This window comes from Stutzerimonas kunmingensis (assembly GCF_014764705.1).
Taxonomy (GTDB): domain Bacteria; phylum Pseudomonadota; class Gammaproteobacteria; order Pseudomonadales; family Pseudomonadaceae; genus Stutzerimonas.
In genome coordinates, this window is sequence record NZ_JACXXG010000008.1 from 35,444 (window position 1) to 53,003 (window position 17,560).

The window sequence follows — 17,560 nt, forward strand, 5'->3', positions numbered from 1 at the left end:
CTGGGTCAATCCTCGATATCGTTTAGCCGCCGCCCGGCCAGCGCGGCCTTGACGGTCGAATCCAGCCGGCGCGCAGCAAAGGCGTCGGTGATCTGGCTCAGGCGTTTGGTCTGGCGCTCGATGGCCAGCACATCCTGGCTGTCCAGCAATCCGCGCAACTCGGCGACCTGGGAGTCGATCGCTACGCGCTCGTCAGCAGACAGCAAGCGCTCGCCATCGACGGCCAGCGCAGCCTCGACCGCCTCGAGCAGGCGCTGGGCATCAACCAGCTGCTCACGCAACGCCCGGGCGTCACGGTCCTCGTCCGCCTTGCGGAAAGAGTCCTCCAGCATCCTGGCGATTTCGCCATCGGTGAGGCCATAGGAAGGCTTGACCTGAATACTCGCCTCCACGCCGGATGCCAACTCACGCGCGGACACGCTGAGCAAGCCATCAGCATCGACCTGGAAGGTGACGCGAATCTTTGCCGCCCCGGCGACCATCGGCGGAATACCGCGCAGCTCGAATCGAGCCAGCGAACGGCAGTCGGAGATCAGCTCGCGCTCGCCCTGCAGCACATGAATCATCATGGCCGACTGGCCATCTTTGTAGGTGGTGAAGTCCTGCGCGCGCGCCACCGGAATCGTGGTGTTGCGCGGAATGATCTTCTCCATCAGCCCGCCCATGGTCTCCAGCCCGAGGGACAGCGGGATCACATCGAGCAGCAACAGCTCTTCCCCATCGCGATTATTGCCAGCCAAGGTCTCAGCCTGAATCGCCGCGCCAATGGCCACAACCTCATCAGGGTCTATGTCGGTCAGTGGCTCGCGACCGAACAGCTGCCCAACTGCCGAGCGCACTCTTGGCACTCGGGTCGAACCGCCGACCATGACCACTGCGGTAATCTCCTCAAGCTCCACACCCGAGTCCCGCACGGCACGCCGGCAGGACTTGAGACTGCGCGCAATCATCGGCTCGATCAGCGCATCGAAGGTCTCGCGTTGCAGCTCGCCTGACCAGCCGGCATACGCGACATCCACCGCATCCACATCACTCAGATGCTCCTTGGCATCGCAGGCAATCTTCAGCAATTCACGCTGCGCGCCCGGCTCGAGATCGTCGGACACACCGGCACGCTCGAGAATCCAGTCCGCTACGGCATGGTCGAAATCATCACCACCCAGAGCCGTGTCGCCACCAGTGGCCAACACCTCGAAAACGCCCTTGGTCAGGCGAAGAATCGAAATATCGAAGGTACCGCCTCCGAGATCGTAGATCGCGACGACGCCTTCGGCATGACGATCCAGACCATAGGCGACGGCGGCCGCGGTCGGTTCGTTGAGCAGGCGCAGCACGCTGAGCCCAGCGAGCCGCGCGGCGTCCTTGGTCGCCTGACGCTGGGCATCGTCGAAATAGGCCGGAACGGTAATCACCGCACCGACCAGTTCACCGCCCAGGGTCGCCTCGGCACGTTGACGGAGTTCGCGCAGGATCTCAGCCGAGACTTCCACAGGGCTCTTGGCGCCCTGAACGGTCTCGATGAACGGCATTTGCGACTCAGCCTGACGGAAGCGGTACGGCAGCTGTTCGCCCAACTGCTTCACATCGGCCAGCCCGCGACCCATCAGCCGTTTGACCGAACTGATGGTGTTGAACGGATCGGTGGCCGCGGCAAGTTTGGCTTGTGCGCCAACCTCAATGCGGTCAGCGTGATAGCGCACCACCGACGGCAGGATCACTTGCCCATCAGCATCGGCCAACGGCGCAGTGACACCACTGCGCAGGGCAGCTACGAGGGAGTTGGTGGTCCCCAAGTCTATTCCGACAGCCAGGCGCCGCTGATGGGGCTGGGGGGTTTGTCCGGGCTCGGCAATCTGAAGTAAGGCCATGTCTGTCTGATATCGGGCGCAACGCCGGGCGCTGCGCGGGGTTAATCGTCGAGGCGCTCTTCGAGTTGGCGCACTTCCTGGGTCAGCTTGTCGAGAAACTGCATGCGTCGAACCAGACGCTCAGCATCGGCACGCCGCTCAGAATCCTGCCAGATGCGGGCGAAATCATCGTTAAGCCCCTGCTGCGCCTGCTTCAGGCGCGACTTGAACGCCGCTACGCCATCCAGATCGGCCTGCTCATGGAGCTCTTCAAGCTCCTCGCGCAAATGCATCTGCCGCATGAGGAACGCGGGATCCTGAACAGTCGCTTCCAGTGGAACCTCATGCCCCTCGATGGCCAACAGATACCTTGCCCGGCGGCTCGGACTCTTGAGCGTCTGGTAGGCCTCATTGAGGTTGGCGGAGCGCTCAAGGGCCTGACGCTGCTCGCTTTCGCCAGCGTCGGCAAAGCGATCAGGGTGAACCTGGCGAGCAAGCTCTCGATAGCGATCGGCAAGAGACGCAAGATCCAGCTCGAACTCGGGCTTCAACTCGAACAATGCAAAATGACAGGGAGTACCCACGGCGTCCTCAGATATTGAAGCTCTCGCCGCAGCCACACTCGCCACGAACGTTCGGGTTATTGAACTTGAAGCCCTCGTTGAGCCCTTCGCGAACGAAGTCGAGTTCCGTGCCGTCGAGGTATACCAAGCTCTTGGGATCAATGATCACCTTGACCCCATGACTCTCGAACACCGAATCTTCGGCTGCCGTTTCGTCGACGAACTCAAGTACGTACGCCAAGCCCGAACAGCCGGTCGTACGCACCCCGAGTCGCACACCTACACCCTTGCCTCGCCCGTCCAGCGAACGGCGAACGTGCTGGGCTGCAGCGGGCGTCATGGTGATAGCCATCGCAACCTCCCTATTTAAAGCAGACCTTTCTTTTCGCGGTAGTCACGCACGGCTGCCTTGATCGCATCTTCGGCAAGCACGGAGCAGTGAATCTTCACCGGCGGCAGCGCCAGCTCTTCAGCCAGCTGCGTGTTCTTGATGGTTTCTGCTTCTTCCAGGGTCTTGCCCTTCATCCACTCGGTAGCAAGCGAACTGGAGGCGATGGCGGAGCCGCAACCATAGGTCTTGAACTTGGCATCTTCGATGACGCCCTGCTCGTTGACCTTGATCTGCAAACGCATCACGTCGCCACATGCCGGCGCACCTACCATGCCGGTACCGATGCTCGGGTCTTCAGCGTCGAACTTGCCGACGTTGCGCGGGTTTTCGTAGTGATCGATGACCTTATCGCTGTATGCCATGGTGCAATCCTCTTAGATCAGGCTGTGCGGCGCTTGACGCCGGTCAGTGGGCTTGCCACTCGACCTTGGAAATGTCGACGCCGTCTTTGAACATGTCCCACAGGGGCGAAAGCTCGCGCAGCTTGGTGACGGCCTCGCAAACCTTCTGAGCTGCGTAGTCGATTTCCTCTTCAGTAGTGAACCGGCCGAAGGTGAAACGGATGGAGCTATGCGCCAATTCGTCGTTACGACCCAGGGCACGCAGCACGTACGACGGCTCCAGCGAAGCGGACGTACAGGCGGAGCCAGACGATACCGCCAGATCCTTGAGCGCCATGATCAGCGACTCGCCCTCGACGTAGTTGAAGCTGAGGTTCAGATTGTGCGGTACACGGGCGGTCAGGCTACCGTTCACATAAAGCTCTTCGAGATGCTCGACCTGCTTGTAGAAGCGATCACGCATGGAGCGGACGCGCTCGTTCTCCTGGGCCATTTCGTCTTTCGCGATACGAAAGGCCTCGCCCATGCCGACCAGCTGGTGCGTGGCCAGCGTACCGGAACGCATGCCACGCTCATGGCCACCGCCATGCATCTGTGCCTCAAGGCGGACGCGGGGCTTACGGCGAACATACAGCGCACCCACACCCTTCGGCCCATAGGTCTTATGAGCGGAGAAGGACATCAGATCGACCTTCATCTTCTCCAGATCGATTTCGACCTTGCCGGTCGACTGCGCCGCATCGACATGGAAAAGAATGCCGCGAGAACGGGTCAGCTCGCCGATGGCGGTGATGTCGTTGATAGTGCCGATCTCGTTGTTCACGTGCATGACCGACACAAGAATAGTGTCGTCGCGCAGCGCAGCTTCGACCATCGCCGGCGTGACGATGCCATCCTCGCCCGGTTCGAGATACGTGACCTCGAAGCCTTCGCGCTCGAGCTGGCGAGTGGTATCCAGTACCGCCTTGTGCTCGATCTTGGTGGTGACGATGTGCTTGCCCTTGGACGCATAGAAATGCGCGACGCCCTTGATGGCCAGGTTGTCCGACTCGGTTGCACCGGATGTCCAGACGATTTCACGGGGATCGGCGTTGACCAGTTCAGCAACCTGACGGCGCGCATTCTCCACGGCTTCCTCGGCTTTCCAGCCAAAGGCATGAGAGCGCGACGCCGGATTGCCGAAGTTGCCTTCGTTGGTGAGGCACTCGATCATCTTGGCGGCAACACGCGGATCCACAGGTGTGGTCGCAGAGTAGTCCAGGTAAATCGGCAATTTCATTCAGATATCTCCTATCAGGCAGTCGCCCTGCTCAATCGATGGCGGACGTTTCTATCTTGTCCATATGCGGCGAAGTGCCGCCAGCCTTGCGCATGTCTTGGCGCAGGGCGACCTGCTGCACGTCCTGGCGCTTGACCAGGTCGGCCAGGCTGATGCCGCTGAGGAATTCATGAATCTGCTGGCTGAGGTCACACCACAGATGGTGAGTCAGGCAGGTATCGCCAGAGTGGCAGCCGCCCAGACCTTGGCAACGCGTGGCATCGACCGACTCGTTCACAGCGTCGATGACCTGGGCGACCTGAATGCCGGCCATGTCGCGAGAAAGCTGATAGCCGCCGCCGGGCCCTCGCACGCTCGTCACCAGGCTGCCGCGGCGCAGCTTCGCGAAGAGCTGCTCGAGATAGGAAAGGGAAATACCCTGCCGCTCGGAAATATCGGCCAGGGAGACCGGCCCATGCTGCGCATGCAGCGCCAGATCGAGCATGGCGGTCACGGCATAACGACCTTTGGTGGTTAATCGCATCGGTCTGCACCAAGCATTACGGTTTGGCGCAATTATGCAATTCCCGAGTAATTGAGTCAACTATAAGACCTATTAATTCAGTAGGTCTTTAGTCTGGAACCACGCCCGGCCGGAGGCAGCGGGCCGGCATGATACCAGCTGCTGCCAGCCCGCGCACTTCAGGTGCGGGCATCGCCAGCGTTGGACTTCACTTCAACGAAGTCTTCTTCTCGCAGCTCCGGAAGGTCCTTGGCGCAATAATCGCTGCCCAGCGCCTTGAGCGCACCACACATGCCCTCCAAGCGCTCCTCTACGGCCTGAACATGATCCAGCAACTGCCCAATGGCTCGCGCGACGGGATCAGGCATATCCTCGCTGACGCCATAGGCGTCGAATCCGATCTTCTCGGCAATGGCCTTGCGCTTGGCTTCCTGCTCATCGCTGGATTTGACGATCACCCGCCCCGGAATCCCAACCGCCGTCGCTCCCGGCGGCACTTCACGGGTAACCACCGCATTAGAGCCGATCTTCGCGCCCGCGCCGACGGTGAACGGCCCAAGGATCTTCGCGCCGGCTCCCACGATTACACCATCTTCAAGCGTCGGATGGCGCTTGCCCTTATTCCAGCTGGTGCCACCGAGTGTCACGCCGTGATAGAGCGTCACGTCATCGCCAATTTCCGCGGTCTCGCCAATGACGATGCCCATCCCGTGATCAATGAAGAATCGCCGGCCAATCCTGGCGCCCGGATGGATCTCGACCCCGGTCAGCCAGCGCCCCAGATTCGAGGACATCCGCGCAAGCCACTTGAATTCATGCCCCCACAGCCAATGGGACAGGCGATGAATCCAGATGGCGTGCAGCCCCGGATAACAGGTCAGAACTTCGAACGCATTGCGTGCCGCCGGATCGCGATGGAAAACGCTCTGAATGTCTTCGCGCATGCGTTCGAACATCAATCACTTCTCCGCTTGTGAGGCTCGCCGCGGGCAGCCTTTTGTGTCTCGGTGAGAATACCGCGCAGGATATTCATTTCCAGCTTGCTGACACCGCTGCGCCCGTAGAGCCGACGCAATCGGGGCATCAGATGCCTGGGCTTGGCCGGATCGAGAAAGCCGATATCCACCAGAGTCTGCTCAAGATGACCGAAGTAATTCTCCAGCTCGTCGACAGTCACGGGCTGGGCATCCAGCATCGCCGTGGTTTCCAGTTTTTCGACCTTGGTTGGCCGCCCCTCGGCAGCCAACCAGGCCATGCGCACCTCGTAGGTAAGCACCTGCACGGCCGCAGCGAGATTCAATGAACTGAACTGTGGATCAGACGGGATATGGACGTGGTACTGGCAGCGCTGCAACTCCTCATTGGTCAGCCCCGCGTACTCGCGACCGAATACCAATGCGACTTCGCCGCCCCCGGCAGACTGCTCCACGGAAACCGACGCGCACTCCCGAGGATCGAGCAACGGCCAGGGAATGCGCCGATCACGAGCACTGGTTCCGAGCACCAGACTGCAACCAGCCAGCGCCTCTTCCAGCGTTGCAACGACCCGTGCACTATCGAGAATGTCGGTTGCACCGGACGCCCTGGCCACAGCGTTGGGACTCGGGAAATCCTCGGGATCGACCAATACCAGGCGCGAAAGCCCCATGTTCTTCATGGCGCGAGCCGCACCACCGATGTTGCCGGCATGACTGGTATTGACCAGCACGACACGAATGTTCTGCAGCGACACAATAATTCTCTGCTTGAAAGCGAGCAGAAAGCTTACAGGAAGCGGCTCCCGATCCGCCATCTGCCGCCCCCTGCAACCACCACCGTGACGCTACATGCGCCGGCGCTTTCCTGATAGAATTTCGCGCTTTCTTTAACGACCAGGTAATTGATCCATGCAGCCCATGCTGAATATCGCGCTGCGCGCCGCCCGCAGCGCCGGCGAACTGATTGTGCGTTCCACCGATCGCCTGGATGCAATCTCGGTCAACGAGAAAGAAGCGAAGGATTACGTCACCGAAATCGACAAGGCCGCAGAGCAGAGCATCGTCAATGCGCTGCGCAAGGCCTACCCGAATCACGGCATCCTGGGCGAGGAAGGCGGACTGCTCGAAGGTAGCGGGGACGGCGCCGATTACCTGTGGATCATCGACCCGCTGGATGGAACCACCAATTTTGTCCGCGGCATTCCTCACTACGCCGTCAGCATCGCCTGCAAGTACCGCGGGCGCCTGGAACACGCGGTCGTGCTGGACCCGGTACGCCAGGAAGAATTCACCGCTAGCCGCGGCCGTGGCGCCGCCCTGAACGGCCGCCGCCTGCGCGTTAGCGCACGCAAGAGCCTGGACGGCGCACTGCTCGGCACCGGCTTTCCGTTCAAGGATGGCCAGATGGACAACCTGGACAGCTACTTGAAGATGTTCCGCAGCCTGGTCGGCCAGACCTCCGGCCTACGTCGTGCCGGCGCCGCAAGCCTCGACCTGGCTTATGTCGCTGCAGGCCGCTTTGATGCGTTCTGGGAGTTTGGCCTTTCCGAATGGGACATGGCTGCAGGCGCACTGCTGATCCAGGAAGCCGGCGGCTTGGTGAGCGATTTCAGCGGCGGCCATGACTTCCTTGAGAAGGGTCAGATCGTTGCCGGCAACACCAAATGCTTCAAGGCGGTACTGACCACCATCCAGCCGCACCTGACACCTTCTCTCAAGCGCTGAGAACGATGGCGGCATAAAAAACGCCCCAAACGGGGCGTTTTTTTGTTGCTGCACAATCGCTCAACTCACTGCTGCGATAGCGACAACTGTCCATCCTGCACCGGGATCTGGCTACCCGGATCACGATCCATGCGTACGCGACCCACCTTGCCGGCGAGGTCGTACTTCACGTCGTAGCCGACGATCTTGTCGTGCGAATCGGTTACCGTGCTGCAGCGTGTTTCGGTAGTGGTATAGGTGCTGCTGGCCTGCATGCGGCCCTGCACCTGATTGCCTGCATAACCGCCACCGACCGCACCGGCGACCGTCGCAATTTTCTTGCCGGTACCGCCACCAACCTGATTGCCGAGCAGGCCACCAACCACCGCACCCACTGCTGTACCTGCGATGCGATGCTGATCCTGCACTGGTTTCTGCCGAGTCACCGCGACATCCTTGCAAACCTCTCGCGGAGTCCGAATGGTTTCCTTGATCGGCTCCACCGCCAGCACATCGGCGAATTTCGGCCCGCGATCAACCAGACTATAAGTAGCGAAAGCGCCGCCAGCCGTGGCGACCACCACTCCGAGCGCCGTACCGACCAACATGGACTTGTTCACTGTGACTTCCTCTTCCTTCGGGCTGCGCCCGTTCCGCAGCCTTGGACTCCTTTAGGCTGCGGAAGTTCGAAGAAGATCAGGGGCGCTCGTCCGCTTCCTCTTCCACCACTGGTGGAATCAGGTCGTCACGGGTGAGCTTCAGCCAGACTAGCAGCATGCCAGCGACATAGATCGACGAGTACGTGCCTGCCCCAACGCCGATCAACAGCGCCAGCGAGAAGCCCCACAGATTCTCGCCACCAAAGACCATGAGCGCACCGACAGCCAGCAACGTGGATACCGAAGTTGCCATGGTGCGCAGCAAGGTTTGCGTCGTGGAGATATTGATGTTTTCAAGCAGCTCCGCCTTGCGCAGCATGCGGAAGTTCTCGCGGATCCGGTCAAAGATGACGATTGTGTCGTTCAGCGAATAGCCGATAACCGCCAGCACAGCGGCCAGCACGGTGAGATCGAACGATATCTGGAAAAAGGAGAACACCCCGAGAACGACGATCACATCGTGGAACAGCGACAGCACGGCACCGAGACCGAACTTCCACTGAAAGCGAAAGGCCACGTAGACCAGAATACCACCCAGCGCGAGCAGCATGCCCAAACCACCCTGATCGCGCAGCTCCTCGCCCACCGCAGGCCCGACGAACTCGACCCGCTTGACGCTTACCGAGTTGGCGCTGTCGGCTCCGCGCAAGGCATCGGCGATGCGCTCCCCGAGCTGCGGATCATCGCCCGGCATGCGCACCAGCACGTCAGTGGTCGCACCGAAGCTCTGCACTACAGCGTCGCCAAACCCGGACTGCTCAAGCTGCCCACGCACCTGCTGGAGCTCGACCGGGCGCTCGTAGCCGAGTTCGATCAGCGTGCCGCCAGTAAAGTCCAACCCGAAGTTGAGCCCCTTGACCATCAGGCTCGCCAGTGACGCAACGGTCAGCACCACGGTCAGGGCGAAGGCCACATGGCGGACACCCATGAAATTGATTACGCGTTTCATCGTGCTAGCCCCTTAAATCCACAGCTTCTTGAGATCGCGGCCACCGTAGATCAGGTTGACCATGGCGCGCGTCACGATGATTGCGGTAAACATCGACGTCAGGATGCCGATCGAAAGGGTGACCGCGAATCCCTTGATCGGGCCGGTCCCCATGGCGAACAGGATGCCGCCGACCAGCAGAGTGGTCAGGTTGCCGTCGACGATCGCCGAGAAGGCCCGATCGAAGCCTTCATGGATGGCGCGCTGGATCGACATGCCATTGGCGATCTCCTCGCGGATTCGCGAGAAGATCAGCACGTTGGCATCCACCGCCATACCCATGGTCAACACGATACCGGCAATACCCGGAAGGGTCAGCGTGGCATTGAGCATCGACATCAGGGCTGTCAGCACGACCATATTGAACAGCAGCGCAATGGTCGCCAACACACCGAAGAACTTGTAGATCAGCACCATGAAGATGGCGACGAAGAGGAAGCCCCACATGGCTGCCTGGACGCCCAGCTTGATGTTTTCAGCGCCCAGGCTCGGGCCGATGGTGCGCTCTTCTGCGAAGTACATCGGCGCCGCCAGACCACCGGCGCGCAGCAGCAACGCCAGCTCTGACGACTCGCCCTGGCCATCGAGGCCGGTGATGCGGAACTGGCTGCCGAGTGGCGACTGGATAGTTGCAAGGCTGATGATCGTCTTTTCTTCCTGGAAGGTCTCGACGCGCACTTCCTGCTCAACACCATCAACCGTCTGCCGCACATAGCGAGTCATCGGCCGCTGCTCAATGAAGATCACGGCCATGCTGCGCCCTACATTGTTGCGCGTGGCGCGATTCATCAGATCGCCGCCGTGGCCATCGAGCCGGATATTCACCTGCGGACGGCCATTCTCGTCGTAGCTGGCCTGGGCGTCGGTCACCTGATCACCTGTAATGATCAGTGTGCGTTCAAGCTGAACCGGCGGGCGGCCCTCTTCGCGGAACTCGAAGGTTTCGGTGGAAGCACGCGATGCATCTGAATCGGCAGCCAGGCGGAACTCAAGGTTCGCCGTCTTGCCGAGGATACGTTTGGCCTCGGCCGTATCCTGCACCCCCGGCAGCTCGACGACGATCCGATTGGCACCTTGACGCTGAACCAACGGCTCAGCCACGCCGAGTTCGTTGACGCGATTACGCACCGTGGTCAGGTTCTGCTTGATCGAGTACTCGCGAATTTCCGCCAGCTTGGCTTCAGTCAGCGTCAGACGCAGCACGTACTGGCCGTTGCGCTCTGCGGACGTCAGCTCGAAGTCGGTAAATTCCTTGCGGATGAGCGATTGGGCGGCATCCAAGGTAGCCTCATCGGCAAAGCCCAACTGCACCGAATCCTTCAGATTCGGCAGACTGCGGTATCGCACACGCTCCTTGCGCAGCAGACTCTTGACCTCACCCTCGGAGACGTTCAGGCGCGTTTCAATTGCCTTGTCCATGTCCACTTCCAGGAGGAAGTGCACACCACCGGAGAGATCCAGACCAAGCTTCATCGGGCTTGCGCCAAGATTGCGCAACCAGTCGGGAGTCGTAGGCGCCAGATTGAGCGCAACTACGTAGGCGTCGCCGAGCGCGCGGCGCACGATATCTTTTGCCGGCAACTGATCATCCTGACGCTCGAGACGCACAAGGCCACCTCGGCCCTGCTCGTCCAGGGACGCAGACTTGACCGCGATACCGCCATCCACGAGTGCTTTGCTGATGCGCTCGAGGTCTGCCTCGCCGATCTCCTGCGATGTGCTGGCACCGGTAACCTGAATCGCCGGGTCATCCGGATAGAGGTTGGGCGCAGAGTAAATAAAGGCGATCGCGAGCACTGCCAGAATCAGCAGGTATTTCCAGAGAGGGAATCTATTGAGCATGACGCAGCCCGTTTAATGAACGCGGGGCGCCTTGCGCGCCCCGTCGGTATTGAATGAAGTCAGCTCAGATAGCTTTCAGTGTGCCCTTGGGCAACGTTGCGGCGATCGCCACTTTCTGGAACTTCAGCTCAACGTTGTCGGACACCTCGATCACCACGAAGTCATCGGCGACCTTGGTGACCTTGCCAGCGATACCGCCGGAAGTGACCACTTCGTCGCCCTTCTGCAGGCCGGCGATCAGGTTCTTGTGTTCCTTGGCACGCTTAGACTGGGGACGCCAGATCATCAGGTAGAAGATGACCAGAAAACCGACCAGAAAAACCCACTCGAAACCAGTACCAGCAGGACCAGCAGCAGCCTCCTGGGCATAGGCGGCGGGAATCAGAAAGCTCATGTAGCACTCCTGTTGCAGAAAGGATTGTTTTGTTCTGGCACGTCACGCAAGCGGCGGCGTTGGCAGACCGCGCTTGGCATAAAAGGCGTCGACAAAGGCCGCCAATGTACCCTGTTGAATGGCGTCGCGTAAACCAGCCATAACCCGCTGGTAATGCCGCAGGTTATGGATGGTATTCAACATGCTACCCAGCATTTCACCGCATTTATCCAGATGATGCAGATAAGCGCGGGAGAAATGTTTGCAGGTGTAACAGTCACAGCTCGGATCCAGCGGAGAATCGTCGTGTTTGTGAACGGCGTTGCGGATCTTGATTACACCGCTATCAACGAAAAGATGCCCATTTCGCGCATTGCGCGTTGGCATCACGCAGTCGAACATATCGACGCCGCGCCGCACACCCTCGACCAGGTCCTCCGGCTTACCCACCCCCATCAGATAGCGTGGCTTATCCGCTGGCATCTGTGGCGGAAGGAAATCCAGCACACGGATCATCTCTTCCTTCGGCTCGCCAACCGAAAGGCCGCCAATCGCCAGGCCGTCAAATCCGATCACGCAAAGCCCCTCCAGCGAGCGCATGCGCAAAGATTCGTGCATACCGCCCTGAACAATGCCGAACAGCGCAGCCGGACTGTCGCCATGGGCGACCTTCGAGCGCTTGGCCCAGCGCAGCGACAGCTCCATCGAACGCCGCGCCACATCTTCGTCAGCGGGATAAGGCGTGCATTCATCGAAGATCATCACGATATCCGAGCCCAGGTCACGCTGGACCTGCATCGACTCCTCCGGCCCCATGAAGACTTTTGCGCCATCTACCGGAGAGGCGAAGTAGACGCCCTCCTCCTTGATCTTGCGCATCGCCCCCAGGCTGAACACCTGAAAGCCGCCCGAGTCGGTGAGGATAGGCCCCTGCCACTGCATGAAGTCGTGCAGGTCCCCATGGCGCTTGATCACTTCAGTGCCGGGCCGCAACCAGAGATGGAAGGTATTGCCCAGAATGATCTGCGCTCCGATCGCCTCGATGTCACGTGGCAGCATGCCTTTGACGGTACCGTAAGTGCCCACTGGCATGAATGCCGGCGTCTCGACGGTGCCGCGCGGAAAGGTCAGACGTCCGCGGCGCGCCTTGCCATCGGTGGCAAGCAGCTCGAAGGACATGTGGCAGGAGCGAGTCATTGGGTTTCCTCGGGGCCGCGCGGCGCGGGATTGCGGGTGATGAACATGGCATCGCCGTAACTGAAGAAGCGATAACGCTGAGCCACCGCTTCGGCGTAGGCCGCCATGGTCTCCGGATAACCGGCGAAGGCGGAAACCAGCATCAGCAGCGTGGATTCAGGCAGATGGAAATTGGTGACCAGTGCATCCACCACATGAAAGCTCTTGCCTGGGTAGATGAAGATATCGGTGTCGCCACTGAACGGCTTGAGTTCACCATCGCGCGCCGCCGTCTCCAGCGAACGAACGCTGGTAGTACCGACAGCGATCACGCGCCCACCACGGGAGCGACAGGCCGCCACCGCATCGACGACATCCTGGCCGACCTCCAGCCATTCGCGATGCATGTGATGCTCTTCGATACGCTCCACGCGCACCGGCTGAAAGGTGCCGGCGCCGACATGAAGGGTAACGTAGGCCGTTTCCACGCCAGACTCACGCAGCGTCTGCAGCAGCGCCTCATCGAAGTGCAGTCCTGCGGTCGGCGCAGCCACGGCACCGGCGCGCTGCGCGTAGACGGTCTGGTAACGCTCGCGGTCGGCGGCGTCGTCAGGCCTGTCTATATAAGGAGGCAATGGCATGTGCCCGATGCGCTCGAGCAACGGCAGAACATCCTCGTCGAACTCGAGTTCGAACAGCGCATCATGCCGGGCGATCATTTCCGCTTCGCCGCCGCCATCGAGCAGGATCTTCGATCCGACCTTGGGCGACTTGCTGGAACGGACATGCGCCAGAACGCTGCGATTGCCGACTACCCTTTCGACAAGGATTTCCAGCTTGCCGCCGGTAGCTTTCTGACCGAAAAGGCGCGCTGGGATCACCCGGGTATTGTTGAGCACCATCAGATCGCCAGGCCGCACATGGTCCAGCAGATCGGCGAAGTTGCGATGCGAGAGCTTTCCCGTTTCGCCTTCGAGCACCAGCAGACGACTGGCGCGCCGCTCCGCCAGGGGATGTCGTGCGATCAGGGCATCGGGCAGCTGGAAGAAAAAATCGGCGACTTGCATGGATCGGAGGTCGGGACGCGGAAAGGGCGCAAATCTTATCCGAAACACGTCGACCTGACCACGCCAAGCGATTGACCACCCCGTCGCGCATCCCTATACTGCGCGCCCACTGTGCCTCGATGGCGGAATCGGTAGACGCAGCGGATTCAAAATCCGCCGTTGGTAACAACGTGAGAGTTCGAGTCTCTCTCGAGGCACCATCAGTGAATCGCTACAACGCAGCCAAGCTGCATGCTTAGCGAAACGGGCAACCGGATCGCCTGCAAGTCTAACGCCGTAGCGAAGCTTCAAAGCGCACCAAGCCGCATGCAAGCATCCAGACAATCTGGATCGGCAGCACGGCAAGCAACGTCAGCTACATCGCTTTTCCTCAGACTGACACTCGATATCGATGCAGTCGACTCGTGGCATTGCCTCTCTCGCAACAGCGAATAAGGCGAGTCAAAGCCACGTCAAAAAGCGCCAAATAGCGCCGCCTGGACAGGCAAATTCTATGGCTCCGAGGGGTTGGCATTCCCTGGCGAGTTATCGTAGAGTGTGCCCACTGTGTTTGCATGGGTCGCTGTTGAATCGTGACCTGGTGCAGTAGATCTTCAGATCCGCTACTCCGCTCGACTCTCTTACTCCTTGCAACCAGTTCCAGCTTCCTGCTCTGCGGGGGCAATTCTACTTTTGAGTTTCAAGGATACAAAGACATGTCGAATCGTCAGAACGGTACCGTCAAGTGGTTTAACGACGAGAAAGGTTTTGGTTTCATCACTCCCGAGAGCGGTCCGGATCTGTTCGTGCACTTCCGCGCGATCGAAGGCAACGGCTTCAAGAGCCTGAAAGAAGGCCAGAAAGTCAGTTTCGTCGCAGTGCAAGGTCAAAAGGGCATGCAGGCAGACCAGGTTCAGATCCTGGGCTAAGCCTCTTCTCCGAAAAGCCCCTGATGGCAACATCAGGGGCTTTTTTATGCGCGCAATTCCGTAGAATGCGCCGCCCACCTCTTTGATCGAGACACCCAATGCGCAGACACCTGCTCAGCCCGCAGGGCCAGTTTCCCACCGCCGGCCTGGTACGCCGGCTTGCTGCAATGTTTTATGACAGCCTGCTGTGCATCGCCTTGATGATGGTAGTGACACTGCTCTATCAGCAAGTGCTGCTGCGCCTGCTCTACGGCAGTGAACAGCTGCAGCAGCTCGCGGATGCCGGCCGCCTGGACATCGACCCCCTGCTCTCGACTCTGCTGCTGTTCAGCCTGTTCGGCTTTTTCGCCAAGTTTTGGACCCACAGCGGCCAAACGCTGGGCATGCAGGTCTGGGGCATCCGGATCCAGAATGCAGACGGAACCGCCATCGATCTTTGGCAGGCGCTTCTGCGTTTTCTGATCGCACTGGTTTCGCTGCTGTGCCTGGGCATGGGTTATTGGTGGATGCTGCTCGACAAACAGAACCGCACTTGGCACGACATGTACTCGGAGAGCCAGGCCGTTCAGCTACCGAAGAACATTCACAAGAAGTGACTTTGCTCTGCGCACCGAGCCAACACTGACCCAAACCTTGTCGACAGCGCCTCCGGCGGTTCGCGCCGGAGGCACCCGTCATCCCGCCCGACGCAGCAACCAGGCACCGATGAGTGCACAGATGCCCGCTGGCAGCACCACCGCAAGCAACGGCGAGAAGCCGAACACCTGGCTAGCCGGCCCGAGCAAATCCTGAATAATGCGGAACACGAAGCCGACCACTACGCCGGTAAAGATGCGCTGACCAAGCGTGACCGAGCGCAGTGGCCCGAAGATGAACGAGATCGCCAGCAGCACCAGCGCAACGGTGACGGCCGGCTGCAGCACCTTGGTCCAGAACGCCAGCCAGTAACGACCGTTGTTCAGCCCCTGCTCACCCAGGTAGTGGATATAGCGCCACAAGCCGGTGATCGATAGCGCTTCCGGCTCCATCACCACCGTCCCGAGTAGCTGCGGCGTCAGCTGAACATCCCAGCGTTCCTGCGGCGTGCGCACCACCTCGGTGTGATCGCCGCGAAAATGGGTGGTCGAGATATTCTCGAGCAGCCAGTGATCAGCCTGATAGCTGGCGCGACGGGCAAAACTGGACGACAGCAAGCGGCGCTCGTCATCGAAGCGATAACGTGTCACCCCCACCAGCATGCCGCCGGGCTGCACGGCGTTGACGTGCACGAACTCGTTCTCCTGCCGGTGCCACAGGCCGCGTTTGCTGCTCTGCGCCTCGCCTGCGCCCTGCGCCAGGGAGCGCCGCGCCTGGGCGATGTCCTCGGTCGCTGGCGCAACGTACTCACCGATCAGAATGCCGGCAATGAGCAGCACCAGCATCGGCTTCATCACCGCCACCACGATGCGCCCCAGCGAGACACCAGCCGCGCGCATGATGGTCAGCTCGCTGCTGCTGGCAAGCGTGCCAAGGCCGATCAAACAACCGATCAGTGCCGCCATAGGCAGCATTTCATACAGACGCCGAGGCGACGTCAGCAGCACGTACTGCAGGGCATCGCCCAGCCCGTAGCTGCCTTCTACATCACTCAATTCATCGATGAACGCGAATAGCAGAGCCAGACCCACGATGATGCCGAGGACAGTCAGAATCGCGAGAAAGACATGGACTCCGATGTAGCGATCCAGCTTAACCACGAGCCACCTCCCGCTGCGCACTGCCCTTCTTCATCCGCAGCCTGATCGGCTCCCAGTACAGCATCAACAGGCCTATCGCCAGGAACAGCCCGTGCACCCACCAAAGGCCCAGCGCCATCGGGATTCGCCCCTTGTCCAGCGCACCGCGCACGGCGATCAGCAACGCGAGGTAGGTCATGTACAGAAGGATCGCCGGCAGCAGCTTGAGAAAACGCCCCTGCCGCGGATTCACCTTGGCCAGCGGCACCGCGAGCACGGTAACGACGAACACCAGCAACGGCAATGAGAAGCGCCACTGCAGCTCGGTGCGATGACGGATGTTGTCGCTGCCGAGCAGCTCCCGAGTCGGCAGCGCCTCACGTTCGCTCAGCTCCATGCTCACCTCCGGCTTGGGAAGCAGCACGCCATAGGTGTCGTACTGGATGGCGCGGTAACCGGCCTGCCCCGGGTTGCCGTCATAGCGATAGCCGTTTTCCAGAATCAGATAGCGACTGCCATCGGGCTGGACTTCCTGCCGTCCGCTCTCGGCAACCAGCACCGACAGCCCGCTTTCCTTTCCGGTCTGACGCGAAACATTGGTTTCGGAGATGAACACCCCGCCGAGCTCGCTGCGATCAGCCGACAGTTCGCGGGTGTAGGTTACCCGTGAACCGCCGCGCAACGTCTGGAAGCGCCCCGGCACCAGCGTGTCGAACTCGGTCAGGGAGTCCTGCTGATTGAGGATACGGTCCACCTCGGCGATGCCCTGCGGCGCCAACCCAAGGCTCAGCCATCCCACCACCACCGCCACCAGAGCGGCGGGAGCCAGGCTGTAGACCAGCAGCCGGCGCTGGCTCATGCCTGTGGCCGAAAGCACCGTCATTTCGCTTTCCAGATAGAGGCGCCCGTAAGCCAGCAGAATGCCGAGAAACAGTCCGAGCGGAAGGATGAGCTGCAGAAAGCCGGGCAGACGAAAGCCCATGATCAGCAACAGCACCCCTGGGTCGAGCAGTCCCTGCGCAGCCTGCGCCAGATACTTGATGAAACGGCCACTCATGATGATCACCAGCAGCACGGCACTGACCGCGCTCATGGTGACCAGCAGCTCTCGGGACAGGTAACGAAAGACGATCAAACCAGACACTCCAGGGTTGTCAGGCTCTGGCGGCAACGCTCAAACTAGCCGCCAGTTGCCGGCCCGCCGGAGCGGGCCGTTGGAAATTGGGTA

Annotated in this window: 19 protein-coding genes and 1 tRNA gene; 4 read left to right on the forward strand and 16 right to left on the reverse strand. The window is 60.5% G+C overall.

Translation table 11 applies throughout. From position 1 onward, the window contains the following. Positions 1 to 5 precede the first annotated feature (5 nt). The 8 genes from hscA to trmJ all read right to left on the reverse strand — a co-directional run bounded on the left by hscA (position 6) and on the right by trmJ (position 6,715). The gene (hscA, locus tag IEG05_RS08965) at positions 6 to 1,868 is read right to left on the reverse strand and encodes a Fe-S protein assembly chaperone HscA (protein ID WP_101274627.1); all 1,863 of its coding nucleotides are present in this window, start codon (positions 1,866 to 1,868) and stop codon (positions 6 to 8) included. 41 nt (positions 1,869 to 1,909) lie between these two features. Then, on the reverse strand, positions 1,910 to 2,431 hold the full coding sequence (gene hscB, locus IEG05_RS08970) for a co-chaperone HscB (protein WP_102832998.1): 522 nt from the start codon (positions 2,429 to 2,431) through the stop codon (positions 1,910 to 1,912). 7 nt (positions 2,432 to 2,438) lie between these two features. Then, positions 2,439 to 2,762 (reverse strand): iron-sulfur cluster assembly protein IscA, encoded by a 324-nt coding sequence (iscA, locus tag IEG05_RS08975; protein ID WP_003298170.1) that lies wholly within the window; start codon positions 2,760 to 2,762, stop codon positions 2,439 to 2,441. A gap of 14 nt (positions 2,763 to 2,776) precedes the next feature. Further along, positions 2,777 to 3,163, reverse strand: coding sequence for a Fe-S cluster assembly scaffold IscU (iscU, locus tag IEG05_RS08980; RefSeq protein ID WP_003284664.1), 387 nt, complete (start codon positions 3,161 to 3,163; stop codon positions 2,777 to 2,779). A 43-nt stretch (positions 3,164 to 3,206) separates the two neighbouring features. Next, positions 3,207 to 4,421, reverse strand: a complete 1,215-nt coding sequence (locus IEG05_RS08985; RefSeq protein ID WP_102832997.1) for an IscS subfamily cysteine desulfurase — start codon at positions 4,419 to 4,421, stop codon at positions 3,207 to 3,209. Between the two features lie 31 nt (positions 4,422 to 4,452). Then, positions 4,453 to 4,944 carry a Fe-S cluster assembly transcriptional regulator IscR gene (gene iscR / locus IEG05_RS08990; RefSeq protein ID WP_014819461.1) on the reverse strand — a complete coding sequence of 164 codons (492 nt, stop codon included), beginning with the start codon at positions 4,942 to 4,944 and terminating at the stop codon, positions 4,453 to 4,455. Positions 4,945 to 5,102: 158 nt separating this feature from the next. After that, a complete protein-coding gene (cysE, locus tag IEG05_RS08995) occupies positions 5,103 to 5,879 on the reverse strand; it encodes a serine O-acetyltransferase (RefSeq protein ID WP_191121945.1) in 777 nt (258 codons plus the stop codon). After that, positions 5,879 to 6,715, reverse strand: coding sequence for a tRNA (cytosine(32)/uridine(32)-2'-O)-methyltransferase TrmJ (gene trmJ / locus IEG05_RS09000; RefSeq protein ID WP_224742751.1), 837 nt, complete (start codon positions 6,713 to 6,715; stop codon positions 5,879 to 5,881). Before trmJ ends, cysE begins: the two co-directional genes overlap by 1 nt. 94 nt (positions 6,716 to 6,809) lie before the next feature. Between trmJ and suhB the strand changes: the two genes are divergently transcribed. Next, positions 6,810 to 7,625 carry a type III secretion system regulator SuhB gene (gene suhB / locus IEG05_RS09005; RefSeq protein WP_023446554.1) on the forward strand — a complete coding sequence of 272 codons (816 nt, stop codon included), beginning with the start codon at positions 6,810 to 6,812 and terminating at the stop codon, positions 7,623 to 7,625. A 65-nt stretch (positions 7,626 to 7,690) separates the two neighbouring features. Here the strand turns inward: suhB and IEG05_RS09010 are convergent, their stop codons facing one another. The 6 genes from IEG05_RS09010 to queA all read right to left on the reverse strand — a co-directional run bounded on the left by IEG05_RS09010 (position 7,691) and on the right by queA (position 13,709). Next, on the reverse strand, positions 7,691 to 8,224 hold the full coding sequence (locus IEG05_RS09010) for a glycine zipper 2TM domain-containing protein (protein ID WP_014819457.1): 534 nt from the start codon (positions 8,222 to 8,224) through the stop codon (positions 7,691 to 7,693). A 76-nt stretch (positions 8,225 to 8,300) separates the two neighbouring features. After that, entirely contained in the window at positions 8,301 to 9,212 is a 912-nt protein-coding gene (secF, locus tag IEG05_RS09015; protein WP_191121946.1) for a protein translocase subunit SecF, read from the reverse strand. A gap of 12 nt (positions 9,213 to 9,224) precedes the next feature. Next, complete coding sequence (gene secD / locus IEG05_RS09020; RefSeq protein ID WP_041013191.1) at positions 9,225 to 11,093, reverse strand: protein translocase subunit SecD; 1,869 nt, start codon at positions 11,091 to 11,093, stop codon at positions 9,225 to 9,227. 64 nt (positions 11,094 to 11,157) lie between these two features. Beyond that, positions 11,158 to 11,487, reverse strand: coding sequence for a preprotein translocase subunit YajC (yajC, locus tag IEG05_RS09025; RefSeq protein ID WP_003296020.1), 330 nt, complete (start codon positions 11,485 to 11,487; stop codon positions 11,158 to 11,160). A gap of 42 nt (positions 11,488 to 11,529) precedes the next feature. Then, positions 11,530 to 12,645 carry a tRNA guanosine(34) transglycosylase Tgt gene (tgt, locus tag IEG05_RS09030; protein WP_191121986.1) on the reverse strand — a complete coding sequence of 372 codons (1,116 nt, stop codon included), beginning with the start codon at positions 12,643 to 12,645 and terminating at the stop codon, positions 11,530 to 11,532. 14 nt (positions 12,646 to 12,659) lie between these two features. Next, a complete protein-coding gene (queA, locus tag IEG05_RS09035; protein WP_191121947.1) occupies positions 12,660 to 13,709 on the reverse strand; it encodes a tRNA preQ1(34) S-adenosylmethionine ribosyltransferase-isomerase QueA in 1,050 nt (349 codons plus the stop codon). A gap of 113 nt (positions 13,710 to 13,822) precedes the next feature. Between queA and IEG05_RS09040 the strand changes: the two genes are divergently transcribed. From IEG05_RS09040 to IEG05_RS09050, 3 genes are all read left to right on the forward strand, one after another. Further along, a tRNA-Leu gene (locus IEG05_RS09040) sits at positions 13,823 to 13,909 on the forward strand. 495 nt (positions 13,910 to 14,404) lie between these two features. Beyond that, positions 14,405 to 14,617 carry a cold-shock protein gene (locus tag IEG05_RS09045; RefSeq protein ID WP_003298189.1) on the forward strand — a complete coding sequence of 71 codons (213 nt, stop codon included), beginning with the start codon at positions 14,405 to 14,407 and terminating at the stop codon, positions 14,615 to 14,617. Between the two features lie 98 nt (positions 14,618 to 14,715). Beyond that, a complete protein-coding gene (locus IEG05_RS09050) occupies positions 14,716 to 15,213 on the forward strand; it encodes an RDD family protein (protein ID WP_191121948.1) in 498 nt (165 codons plus the stop codon). 78 nt (positions 15,214 to 15,291) lie between these two features. Here IEG05_RS09050 and lptG read toward each other — a convergent pair whose 3' ends face one another. Both lptG and lptF read right to left on the reverse strand, forming a co-directional pair. Then, a complete protein-coding gene (gene lptG / locus IEG05_RS09055; protein WP_023444166.1) occupies positions 15,292 to 16,353 on the reverse strand; it encodes an LPS export ABC transporter permease LptG in 1,062 nt (353 codons plus the stop codon). Then, positions 16,346 to 17,467 carry an LPS export ABC transporter permease LptF gene (gene lptF, locus IEG05_RS09060; RefSeq protein ID WP_125877884.1) on the reverse strand — a complete coding sequence of 374 codons (1,122 nt, stop codon included), beginning with the start codon at positions 17,465 to 17,467 and terminating at the stop codon, positions 16,346 to 16,348. Before lptF ends, lptG begins: the two co-directional genes overlap by 8 nt. Positions 17,468 to 17,560 lie beyond the last annotated feature (93 nt).

What these genes read in the sequence shown, in the direction of transcription:
- secF (WP_191121946.1), bottom strand. Translation starts at nt 9,212, where the DNA reads ATGAAACGCGTAATCAATTTCATGGGTGTCCGCCATGTGGCCTTCGCC.
- suhB (WP_023446554.1), top strand. Translation starts at nt 6,810, where the DNA reads ATGCAGCCCATGCTGAATATCGCGCTGCGCGCCGCCCGCAGCGCCGGC.
- hscA (WP_101274627.1), bottom strand. Translation starts at nt 1,868, where the DNA reads ATGGCCTTACTTCAGATTGCCGAGCCCGGACAAACCCCCCAGCCCCAT.
- secD (WP_041013191.1), bottom strand. Translation starts at nt 11,093, where the DNA reads ATGCTCAATAGATTCCCTCTCTGGAAATACCTGCTGATTCTGGCAGTG.
- trmJ (WP_224742751.1), bottom strand. Translation starts at nt 6,715, where the DNA reads ATGGCGGATCGGGAGCCGCTTCCTGTAAGCTTTCTGCTCGCTTTCAAG.
- queA (WP_191121947.1), bottom strand. Translation starts at nt 13,709, where the DNA reads ATGCAAGTCGCCGATTTTTTCTTCCAGCTGCCCGATGCCCTGATCGCA.
- yajC (WP_003296020.1), bottom strand. Translation starts at nt 11,487, where the DNA reads ATGAGCTTTCTGATTCCCGCCGCCTATGCCCAGGAGGCTGCTGCTGGT.
- IEG05_RS09045 (WP_003298189.1), top strand. Translation starts at nt 14,405, where the DNA reads ATGTCGAATCGTCAGAACGGTACCGTCAAGTGGTTTAACGACGAGAAA.
- tgt (WP_191121986.1), bottom strand. Translation starts at nt 12,645, where the DNA reads ATGTCCTTCGAGCTGCTTGCCACCGATGGCAAGGCGCGCCGCGGACGT.
- cysE (WP_191121945.1), bottom strand. Translation starts at nt 5,879, where the DNA reads ATGTTCGAACGCATGCGCGAAGACATTCAGAGCGTTTTCCATCGCGAT.
- iscU (WP_003284664.1), bottom strand. Translation starts at nt 3,163, where the DNA reads ATGGCATACAGCGATAAGGTCATCGATCACTACGAAAACCCGCGCAAC.
- iscA (WP_003298170.1), bottom strand. Translation starts at nt 2,762, where the DNA reads ATGGCTATCACCATGACGCCCGCTGCAGCCCAGCACGTTCGCCGTTCG.
- IEG05_RS08985 (WP_102832997.1), bottom strand. Translation starts at nt 4,421, where the DNA reads ATGAAATTGCCGATTTACCTGGACTACTCTGCGACCACACCTGTGGAT.
- IEG05_RS09050 (WP_191121948.1), top strand. Translation starts at nt 14,716, where the DNA reads ATGCGCAGACACCTGCTCAGCCCGCAGGGCCAGTTTCCCACCGCCGGC.
- iscR (WP_014819461.1), bottom strand. Translation starts at nt 4,944, where the DNA reads ATGCGATTAACCACCAAAGGTCGTTATGCCGTGACCGCCATGCTCGAT.